This window comes from Streptomyces sp. SID5910, from assembly GCF_009862125.1.
In the GTDB taxonomy this organism is placed as follows: domain Bacteria; phylum Actinomycetota; class Actinomycetes; order Streptomycetales; family Streptomycetaceae; genus Streptomyces.
This window is the reverse complement of the sequence record NZ_WWHX01000699.1, coordinates 1-10,058: the sequence shown is the minus strand read 5'-3', so window position 1 is coordinate 10,058 and position 10,058 is coordinate 1. Positions and strand designations below refer to the sequence as shown.

Genomic DNA, 10,058 nt, shown 5'->3' with positions numbered 1-10,058 from the left:
CGGGCTCGGTGCCGTCCGGGTTGCGCAGCGGGCTGGCGGCCTGCCCCGCGGCCGGGGCCTCGGCGGCACCGCCGCCCGACGGCGCGGCCCCGTCGCTCTCCAGGCCCTCGCACCCGGCCACCAGGGCCAGAGTGAGCACCGCGCCCGCGGCCCCTGCGGTACGGATCCTGCTGCGCCGCCTCATGCGCGCCCCTCCCCTTGCTGTTCCACCGTCACCACCGTAGCGAGGGAGATGTCCAGACCATAGGGGGCCTTAGTGGGCGTGCGGGACATATCTGGCGTACGGTCGGAGGTGAGTCACGTCTCGGAAGGAGCGCTGCATGGGCTTCCTCGACAAGATGAAGAGCATGGCCGGCAAGGACAAGGACCGCTCTCACAAGATGTCCGACGCCGCCGAACGCCAGGTCAACCAGCGGACCGGCGGCAAGTACGAGAAGCAGGTCGACGCCGCGCAGCAGCGGGCGGAGGACCAGATGGGCATCGGGCGCGAGCGGGGCGGTGACCGGCCGGAGCGGCCGTAGGCGCGCTCCCTCGTATCGCACGGCACACATCGAAGCCGTCCACGGACCTGTTGCCGTGGACGGCTTCCTCTGCTTCTCCTTCGATCACGAGCCCAGGATCGAGGTCAGGAACTCGCCCACCCACGCCAGCAGTTCCCGGCCGACGAGCGGCTTGCCGCCCACCTTCGCGGTCTTCGGGCGCGGCACCAGCACCTGGTGGGCGGTCGCCTTGATGACCGTGCCCGGGTACAGACGCTTGAGGCGCAGCTCCTGCGACTCGCGCAACTCCACCGGCGCGAAGCGGATGTTGTTGCCCTGGAGCACGATCTCACCGACCCCGCACGCCCGCGCCAGCATCCGCAGCCCCGCGACCAGCAGCAGGTTCTCCACCGGCTCGGGCAACTTGCCGTAGCGGTCGACGAGTTCCTCGCGTACGGCCTTGACGTCCTCCTCGCTGTTGGCGGAGGCGATGGACCGGTACGCCTGGAGGCGCAGCCGCTCGCCGGGCGCGTAGTCGTGCGGGACGTGCGCGTCGACCGGCAGCTCGATCTTGACCTCCAGCGGCGGCTCCTCCTCGACACCGCCCTCCAGCGAGGCCCGGTAGTCGGCGACGGCCTCGCCGACCATCCGCACGTACAGGTCGAAGCCGACGCCCGCGATGTGGCCGGACTGCTCGCCGCCGAGCAGGTTGCCCGCGCCGCGGATCTCCAGGTCCTTCATCGCGACGTACATGCCCGCGCCCATCTCGGTGTGCTGGGCGATGGTGGCAAGCCGCTCGTGCGCGGTCTCGGTCAGCGGCTTCTCCGGCGGGTACAGGAAGTACGCGTACCCGCGCTCCCGGCCACGTCCGACGCGGCCGCGCAGCTGGTGGAGCTGGCTGAGGCCGAAGTTGTCGCCGCGCTCCACGATGAGGGTGTTGGCGTTGGAGATGTCGATGCCGGACTCGACGATCGTGGTCGAGACCAGCACGTCGAACTTCTTCTCCCAGAAGTCGACCACGACCTGCTCCAGGGCCTGCTCCGACATCTGGCCGTGGGCGGTGGCGATACGCGCCTCGGGGACGATCTCGCGGAGCTTGGCCGCCGCGCGGTCGATGGACTCGACGCGGTTGTGGATGTAGAAGACCTGGCCCTCGCGCAGCAGCTCGCGGCGGATCGCGGCGCCGATCTGCTTGTGCTCGTAGGGGCCGACGAAGGTCAGCACCGGGTGCCGCTCCTCCGGCGGGGTGGTGATCGTGGACATCTCGCGGATGCCGGTGACCGCCATCTCCAGGGTGCGCGGGATCGGCGTCGCGGACATGGTCAGCACGTCGACGTTGGCGCGGAGCTTCTTCAGCTGCTCCTTGTGCTCGACGCCGAAGCGCTGCTCCTCGTCCACGATGACCAGGCCGAGATCCTTGAACTTGGTCTCGGAGGAGAACAGGCGGTGCGTGCCGATGACGATGTCCACCGAGCCCTCCCGCAGGCCCTCCAGGGTCGCCTTCGACTCGGTGTCGGTCTGGAAGCGGGACAGCGCCTTCACCTTCACCGGGAACTGCGCGTACCGCTCGCTGAACGTCCCGAAGTGCTGCTGCACCAGCAGCGTGGTGGGCACGAGCACGGCGACCTGCTTGCCGTCCTGGACGGCCTTGAAGGCGGCGCGGACCGCGATCTCGGTCTTGCCGTAGCCGACGTCGCCGCAGATCAGGCGGTCCATGGGGACCGTCTTCTCCATGTCGTCCTTGACCTCGGCGATGGTGGTGAGCTGGTCCGGGGTCTCCGCGTACGGGAAGGCGTCCTCCAGCTCGCGCTGCCAGGGCGTGTCCGCGCCGAACGCGTGGCCCGGCGCCGCCATGCGGGCGCTGTAGAGCTTGATCAGGTCGGCGGCGATCTCCTTGACGGCCTTCTTGGCGCGGGCCTTGGTCTTGGTCCAGTCGGCACCGCCGAGGCGGTGCAGGGTGGGGGCCTCGCCGCCGACGTACTTGGTGATCTGCTCCAGCTGGTCGGTGGGGATGTACAGCCGGTCGCCGGGCTGGCCGCGCTTGGCGGGGGCGTACTCCACGACCAGGTACTCGCGGGTGGCGCCCTGGACGGTGCGCTGGACCATCTCGATGTAGCGGCCCACACCGTGCTGCTCGTGGACGATGAAGTCGCCCGCCTCCAGGGTGAGCGGGTCGATGGTCTTGCGGCGCCGGGCGGGCATCCGGGCGCCCTCGCGGCCGGCGGCCTTCTGGCCGGTCAGGTCGGTCTCGGTGAGCACGGCGAGCCTGAGCGCCGGGTCGACGAAGCCGTGGTCGACGGAGCCGCACGAGACGTGCACGACGGAGGGGGACAGCTCGCCCAGGTCGTTGTCGAGGCGGGCGGCGATGCCCTCGCCGCCCAGCACCTCGACCGTACGGGCGGCCGGGCCGTGGCCTTCGGTGACGTACACCGTGCGCCAGCCGTCGGACAGCCAGCCCTTGGTGTCGGCCAGGGCCTTGGCGGTGTCGCCGCGGTAGGTCTCGGGGGCGTGCATGCCGAGCTTGAGGGTGTCGGAGTCGCCCGCCGCGTCGGCGGCGGACGTCAGCGACTCGTCGGCGGCGAACGGCGACACCGACCACCACATCATGTCCAGCTCGCGGGCCCGGTCCCGCACGTCCGCGATGGACCACAGGGAGGCCGCGTCCACGTCGATCGGCGCCTCGCCGCCGCCCGCGGTGGCCGCCCAGGACGCCTGGAGGAACTCCTGGCTGGTCGCGACCAGGTCGGCGGCGCGGGTCCGCACCCGCTCGGGGTCGCAGACGACGGCCATCGCGCCCTTGGGCAGGACATCGATCAGCAGCTCCATGTCGTCCACGAGGACCGGCGCCAGGGACTCCATGCCCTCCACGGCGATGCCCTCGGCGATCTTGCCGAGCAGTTCGCCCAGCTCGGGGTGGGCCTCGGCGAGGGCGGCGGCCCGCTCGCGGACCTCGGGCGTCAGCAGCAGCTCGCGGCAGGGCGGGGCCCACAGTCCGTGCTCGGCGATCTCCAGGGAGCGCTGGTCGGCGACCTTGAAGTAGCGGATCTCCTCGACGTCGTCGCCCCAGAACTCGACGCGGAGCGGGTGCTCCTCGGTCGGCGGGAAGACGTCCAGGATGCCGCCGCGCACGGCGAACTCGCCGCGCTTCTCCACCAGCTCCACACGGGCGTACGCGGCGGCGGCGAGGGCCTCCACGATCCCGTTCAGCTCGGCGGTCCGGCCGGTCCGCAGGGACACCGGCTCCAGGTCGCCCAGGCCCTTGACCTGGGGCTGGAGCACGGAACGCACGGGGGCGACGACGACCGAGACCGGGCCGGTCTCCGGGTCGTCGGGGCGGGGGTGGGTGAGGCGCCGCAGGACGGCGAGGCGGCGGCCGACGGTGTCGCTGCGCGGGCTGAGCCGCTCGTGCGGGAGGGTCTCCCAGGACGGGTACTCCACGACGCCCTCGGGCGGCAGGAGGGAGCGCAGGGCCGCGGCCAGGTCCTCCGCCTCACGGCCCGTCGCCGTCACCGCCAGGACGGGGCGGTTCGTCTCGCGGGCCAGCGCGGCGACCGAGAAGGGGCGGGCCGCGGGGGGACCGACCAGGTCGACGTGCATGCGGTTGCCGTCGGCGGCGGCGGTGATCGCCTCCGCGAGGGCGGCGTCCTTGACGACGGCGTCGAGCAGACCGTGCAGGCTCATTCGGGGCGCTTTCCGTCCGGGGGTGGTACGTCAACACGACGGGCCCGACGCGCGCTGCGGGCCGGGGGTGTCCAGCGTACGTCGCTGCGCGGGCGGGTGCGGGGGGCTGTGGACAGCGTCCCCGTCTGTTGTGCGGGTGCCCCGCGTCGTGGCTCGGGTACCAGGGGGCTCCGCCCCCTGGACCCCCGGCCTGTGCCCACCCACCATCCGACTCGGCCGGCCAAGAGGTGGGCGAAAGAAGACGCCCGGCACCGGGGTCCTCTCGGACTCCGGTGCCGGGTCTCTCCCCCGCAACCCCCGTGTGCGGTGGCTCTCGGGTGCCGCACCCCAGGCAGTGGCCTCGGGTGCTACTCCGTCGCGATCGCGTTCAGGACGTTCATGCGGCCCGCCCGGAACGCCGGGATCAGGGCGGCGAACAGGCCCACGAAGGCCGAGCCGATGAACACGGCGATGATCGTCGGCCAGGGGATGTCGAGGACGTTCAGGCCCTCCAGGGCGAGCAGCTTCTGTGCCGTCGTGCCCCAGCCCATGCCGAGCCCCAGGCCCAGCAGGGCGCCGAAGAGGGCGATGACCACCGACTCCATGCGGATCATCCGGCGCAGCTGGCGGCGGGAGAGTCCGATCGCCCGCATCAGGCCGATCTCCCGGGTCCGCTCGACCACCGACAGCGCCAGGGTGTTCACCACGCCCAGGACCGCCACGATGATCGCGAGGGCGAGCAGGCCGTAGACCATGTTCAGCAGCTGGCCGACCTGGTCCTTCAGCTCCTCCTTGTAGTCGGTCTGGTCCCGCACCTGGTACTGCGGGTACTGGTCCAGCGACTCCTTGAGCGCCGCGTACGCCTGGGTCTCCTGGCCGTCCTTCGCCTTGGCGAACATGATCATGTTCGGCGGGACGCGGTCGGCCGGCAGGTACTTCCGCATCGTGTCGATGCTGATGTACCGGGCGCCCTGGTCGATGGCCACGTCGTCGCTCGTGATCGCGGCGACCTTGAGCTTCGCCGTCTCGCCGCCCTTGAAGGCGACCGAGATCGTGTCGCCGACGTGCACGCCGTGCTTCTCGGCGTAGTCGGAGCCGACCGACATGGAGTCGGCGCCGTAGGCGGCGTTCAGGTCGCCCGCGGTGGTCTCGCGGCGCACGTCCTTCGCGTACGTCGGGTCGGCGGCGGTCAGTCCGTCGTCGTCCTTCCCGCCGTCGGGCGAGGTCAGCGTGGCGTCGAGCACCTTGTAGCGGGTGACGTGCTCCAGACCGGGCGTGGCCTGCATCTTCTTCTCGGCCTGCGGCACGATCCGCTGGTTGCCCTCGACGATGAAGTCCGCGCCGACCGTCTTGTCCAGCTCGCTCGTCGCCGAGGCGACCATCGAGGAGCCGACCACCGACAGGCAGGCCACCAGGGCCAGGCCGATCATCAGCGCGGCGCCCGTGGCACCGGTGCGGCGCGGGTTGCGCAGGGCGTTGCGCTCGGCCATGCGGCCGACGGGACCGAAGGCCCGCAGCAGCACCGCGCTGATCACCCGCACGACCGCGCCGGCCAGCAGCGGGCCGATCACGACGAAGCCGATCAGGGTGAGGACGATGCCGATGCCCAGCATCGACGCGCCGTCGCTCGCCTTGTCCGCCGTGCCGGCCGCGTACAGGGCCGCGGCGCCGGCGCCGGTGAGGACCAGGCCGATCAGGCCGCGGATCCAGCCGGCCTTGCCGTCGGCCGGCGTACCGGCGTCGCGCAGGGCGGCCATCGGGGAGACCTTGCCGGCGCGGCGGGCCGGCAGATAGGCGGCCAGGACGGTGACCACGACGCCGAGGATCAGGCCGATCACGGGCGTCGCCGTCTTGACGGTCAGGTCGTCCGTGGACAGGTTCATGCCCGCCGACGACATCAGCTTCATCAGGCCGACGGCGATCCCCACACCGGCCGCGACACCGAGGACGGAGCCGACGACGCCGAGGAACAGCGCCTCGACCAGCACCGAGCGGTTGACCTGCCGGCGGGAGGAGCCGATGGCCCGCATCAGGCCGATCTCGCGGGTGCGCTGGGCGACCAGCATCGAGAAGGTGTTGATGATCAGGAAGATGCCGACCAGGAACGCGATCCCGGCGAAGCCGAGCATGGCGTACTTGATGACGTTCATGAACTCGCCGACGTCCTTGCGGTTCTCGTCGGCGGCCTCCTTCGCCGTCTGCACCTTGACGGTGCCGTCCAGCGCCTGGGAGACGTTCCGCTTGAGCTGCGCGTCCGAGACGCCGGACGCGGCGGTCAGGTTGAACTGGGTGAACCGGCCCTCGGCGCCGAGCAGTTCGCGCTGGGCGGTCGGGGTGTCGAAGTAGACGACGGCCGCACCGGGGTTGGTGACGGTGAAGGAGGCGATGCCGACGATCCGTGCCTTGAAGTCGCCGGTCTGCGCGATGGTGCGCAGCTCGTCGCCGAGCTTCAGATGGTGTTTGTCGGCGGTGTCGGAGTCGATCATGGCCTCGGTCGGGCCGCGCGGGGCGTGCCCGGAGGTGATCTCCATCGACCTGAGGTCGTTCTTCGTCCAGTTGCCGGCGATGGTCGGGGCGCCGCTGGTGGCACCGACGTTGTCGTTGTCGCTGTTGACGACGGTCACGTTCATCGAGGCGACCGCGCCCTCGGCGGCCGCGACGCCCTCGACCGAGCGGACCTTCTCCAGGGTGGCCGCGGGCAGCGACTCGGGCACCCCGCTCTGCGGCGTGTCCTCGGCCTTGGTGTCCTTCGGGCCGACCGTCACGTCCGACGACGTGACCGCGAACAGCTTGTCGAAGGTCGTGTTCATGGTGTCCGTGAACACCAGCGTGCCGCACACGAACGCCACCGACAGCAGCACCGCCACCGCCGAGAGCGCCATCCGGCCCTTGTGCGCGAAGAAGTTGCGCAGCGAGGTCTTCACGACGGTCATGACGTGCGCCCCCGGGCGTCGAAGTCCTTCATGCGGTCGAGAACGGCTTCGGCGGTCGGCCGGTGCATCTCGTCGACGATCCGGCCGTCGGCGAGGTACAGCACCCGGTCCGCGTAGCTGGCGGCCACCGGGTCGTGGGTGACCATCACGATGGTCTGGCCCAGCTCGTCCACCGACCGGCGCAGGAAGCCCAGCACCTCGGAGCCGGCCCGCGAGTCGAGGTTTCCGGTCGGCTCGTCCCCGAAGATGATCTCCGGGCGGGCGGCGAGGGCCCGCGCCACGGCGACGCGCTGCTGCTGGCCGCCGGAGAGCTGGGTCGGCCGGTGCTTGAGCCGGCCGGCCAGGCCCACGGTCTCCACGACCCGGTCGAGCCAGGCCCTGTCGGGCTTGCGGCCGGCGATGTCCATGGGCAGCGTGATGTTCTCGATGGCGTTGAGCGTCGGCAGCAGGTTGAACGCCTGGAAGATGAACCCGATCCGGTCCCGGCGCAGCTGTGTGAGCTTCTTGTCCTTCAGGCCGGTGATCTCGGTCTCGTCCAGGTAGATCTGCCCGCCGGTGACGGTGTCGAGACCGGCCAGGCAGTGCATCAGCGTCGACTTGCCGGAGCCCGACGGACCCATGATCGCGGTGAACCGGCCGCGGGCGATGTCCACGTCCACGTGGTCGAGGGCGACCACCCGCGTCTCCCCGCTGCCGTAGGCCTTGACGACCTGCCGTGCCCGCGCGGCAACGGCGGTACGCCCTCCGGTGCTCCCGTGCAGGGGAGTGGTTACGGCCGATGTCATGTCAAGTCTCCTATGTCGGTCATCGAGTGAGCCGTCGGTGCCGGCGGTACGGGTACCGCTGAAGTCCGGTGGGTCTGTGTCGCCGCGTCGGTGGTGCTGCGCTGGTGGTGCTGCGTCCGTGGTGCCGCGTCGGTGGTGTCGGGTCCGCCGCGTCCCGTGTCGAAGAGTCTGGCCGGAACCAGGGGTCGGGCGCGCTGGTGCTCAGCGCACTCTTCACCTGGGGAAAACCCCACCCCCACTGGTCCGGTTCGCCGCCCCCCAGCGGCGTAAAGCCAGATTAAGGACCGGACGGGGGCCGTCTCGTCCTCCGTCGGTACGAACCCTCCCCGGGCCGTAGTACGGAGGTACCCCTAGGGGCTGTCCACCCGTCGGTGGAGTTCTCCTAGGGGTAGCTCTCCGCCCTTGGACGCACCCAGCCTCCACCCTCCCGCGACGTGAGGCTCAAGTGGCAAGCTGACCCCGGCAGATCGATGCACGGGGCACACATCAGGGCCCCTGGTGGACGACGAGGGGGCCCGGGGTGGACGGCACCAGACCCGCGGTACGCGAGGCCGCGTCCGGCGGCGGCACGGACCGGCGCGGCGCGGTCGTCGCCGCGTTGATGCTCGCGATGGCACTGGCGGCCCTCGACTCGACCATCGTCTCCACCGCCGTACCGCAGATCGTCGGCGACCTCGGCGGCTTCTCCCTCTTCTCCTGGCTGTTCTCCGGCTACCTGCTGGCCGTCACCGTCACCCTCCCCGTCTACGGCAAGCTCTCCGACACCTTCGGCCGCAAACCGGTGCTCGTCGCGGGCGCGGCCCTCTTCCTGCTCGGCTCGCTGCTGTGCGCGCTCGCGTGGAACATGGCCGCCCTGATCGCCTTCCGGGTCGTGCAGGGCCTGGGCGGCGGCGCCCTCCAGGGCACGGTGCAGACCCTCGCCGCCGACCTGTACCCGCTGAAGGACCGGCCGAAGATCCAGGCCCGGCTGTCCACCGTGTGGGCGGTGTCGGCGGTCGCGGGGCCCGGCCTGGGCGGCGTGCTGGCCGCCTACGCCGACTGGCGCTGGATCTTCCTCGTCAACCTGCCGGTCGGCGCCCTCGCCCTGTGGCTGATCGTGCGTCACCTGCACGAGCCGCAGCGGGAGACGTCCGGCGCGCGCCCCCGGGTCGACTGGGCGGGTGCGCTGGCCGTGTTCGCCTGCGGCGGCGTGCTGCTCACCGCGCTGGTCCAGGGCGGCGTGGCCTGGCCGTGGCTGTCGGCGCCCTCGCTCGCCCTGTTCGGGACGGGGCTCGCGCTGCTGGCGGCCGTGGTGGTGATCGAACGCCGGGCGGCGGAGCCCATCATCCCCGGCTGGGTGTGGCGGCGCCGGACGATCGCCGCGGTGAACCTCGCGCTCGGCGCGCTGGGCCTGCTGATGGTCGCCCCGGCCGTGTTCCTGCCCACCTACGCCCAGTCGGTGCTGGGCCTGGCCCCCGTGGCCGCCGGTTTCGTGCTGTCCGTGTGGACGCTGACCTGGCCCGTTTCGGCGGCCCTGAGCCAGCACGTGTACCGCAGGATCGGCTTCCGCAACACGGCGATGCTGGGCATCGGCGCCGCGTCCCTGATCCTGCTGGCCTTCCCCTTCCTGCCCTACCCGGGCGAGGCCTGGCAGCCGACGCTGCTGATGCTGCTGCTCGGTGCCGCGCTCGGGCTGTTCCAGCTGCCGCTCATCGTCGGCGTCCAGTCGACGGTGGGCTGGTCGGAGCGCGGCACGGCGACCGCGTCCGTCCTCTTCTGCCGCCAGACCGGGCAGACCGTCGGCGCGGCCGTCTTCGGCGCGATCGCCAACGGGGTGCTGGCCGCGCGGCTCGGCGGGGCGAGCGACCTCGACTCGGTGACCCGGGCGCTGGACACGGGCGCCCCCGCCGAACCCGTACGGCACGCGATCGCCGAGGCCGTGCACGCGGTCTACCTGGGGGCGGCGGGCGCGGCGGCGCTGGCGTTCATGGTGCTGCTGGTGGTCGCGCCGCGGAAGTTCCCGGTGCTGAAGGACTGACCGCGGGGACGGTTGTGCCGGTGCCCTGCGGAAGCGGCGCGACGGTGGGCGTGGCACCCGGGGCCGTGGCATACCGACCACTCGGTTCGCCGAAAGCGCCCCGCGGCACCGAACCAGCGAGTAACGTGCGTGGCCCTCCACCCCCCACCTCCCTGCGGTCCGCCCGCGGACCCCAGCCGCGCAA

Annotated in this window: 5 protein-coding genes and 1 pseudogene; 2 read left to right on the top strand and 4 right to left on the bottom strand. The window is 71.7% G+C overall.

Annotation, left to right across the window (positions count from 1 at the left end; all coding sequences use genetic code 11):
* Window positions 1-184, bottom strand: a pseudogene (locus GTW67_RS24500) (HNH endonuclease); the annotation flags it as partial.
* Between the two features lie 136 nt (window positions 185-320).
* Between GTW67_RS24500 and GTW67_RS24495 the strand changes: the two are divergent.
* Window positions 321-521 carry an antitoxin gene (locus tag GTW67_RS24495; protein WP_161166966.1) on the top strand — a complete coding sequence of 67 codons (201 nt, stop codon included), beginning with the start codon at window positions 321-323 and terminating at the stop codon, window positions 519-521.
* A gap of 84 nt (window positions 522-605) precedes the next feature.
* Here the strand turns inward: GTW67_RS24495 and mfd are convergent, their stop codons facing one another.
* The 3 genes from mfd to GTW67_RS24480 all read right to left on the bottom strand — a co-directional run bounded on the left by mfd (window position 606) and on the right by GTW67_RS24480 (window position 7,857).
* Window positions 606-4,160: a transcription-repair coupling factor gene (gene mfd / locus GTW67_RS24490; protein WP_161166965.1), complete on the bottom strand. Its 3,555-nt coding sequence runs from the start codon at window positions 4,158-4,160 to the stop codon at window positions 606-608.
* A 347-nt stretch (window positions 4,161-4,507) separates the two neighbouring features.
* A complete protein-coding gene (locus tag GTW67_RS24485) occupies window positions 4,508-7,072 on the bottom strand; it encodes an ABC transporter permease (protein ID WP_161166964.1) in 2,565 nt (854 codons plus the stop codon).
* Complete coding sequence (locus GTW67_RS24480; RefSeq protein ID WP_161166963.1) at window positions 7,069-7,857, bottom strand: ABC transporter ATP-binding protein; 789 nt, start codon at window positions 7,855-7,857, stop codon at window positions 7,069-7,071. The genes GTW67_RS24485 and GTW67_RS24480 overlap by 4 nt, the downstream gene beginning before the upstream one ends.
* Window positions 7,858-8,377: 520 nt before the next feature.
* On the opposite strand from GTW67_RS24480, the gene GTW67_RS24475 reads away from it, so the two are divergent.
* Window positions 8,378-9,874 carry an MFS transporter gene (locus GTW67_RS24475; protein ID WP_161166962.1) on the top strand — a complete coding sequence of 499 codons (1,497 nt, stop codon included), beginning with the start codon at window positions 8,378-8,380 and terminating at the stop codon, window positions 9,872-9,874.
* Window positions 9,875-10,058: the final 184 nt, after the last annotated feature.

Excerpts from the sequence above, each read along its gene's own strand:
- mfd (WP_161166965.1), bottom strand. The coding sequence starts at position 4,160 with ATGAGCCTGCACGGTCTGCTCGACGCCGTCGTCAAGGACGCCGCCCTC.
- GTW67_RS24485 (WP_161166964.1), bottom strand. The coding sequence starts at position 7,072 with ATGACCGTCGTGAAGACCTCGCTGCGCAACTTCTTCGCGCACAAGGGC.
- GTW67_RS24480 (WP_161166963.1), bottom strand. The coding sequence starts at position 7,857 with ATGACATCGGCCGTAACCACTCCCCTGCACGGGAGCACCGGAGGGCGT.
- GTW67_RS24495 (WP_161166966.1), top strand. The coding sequence starts at position 321 with ATGGGCTTCCTCGACAAGATGAAGAGCATGGCCGGCAAGGACAAGGAC.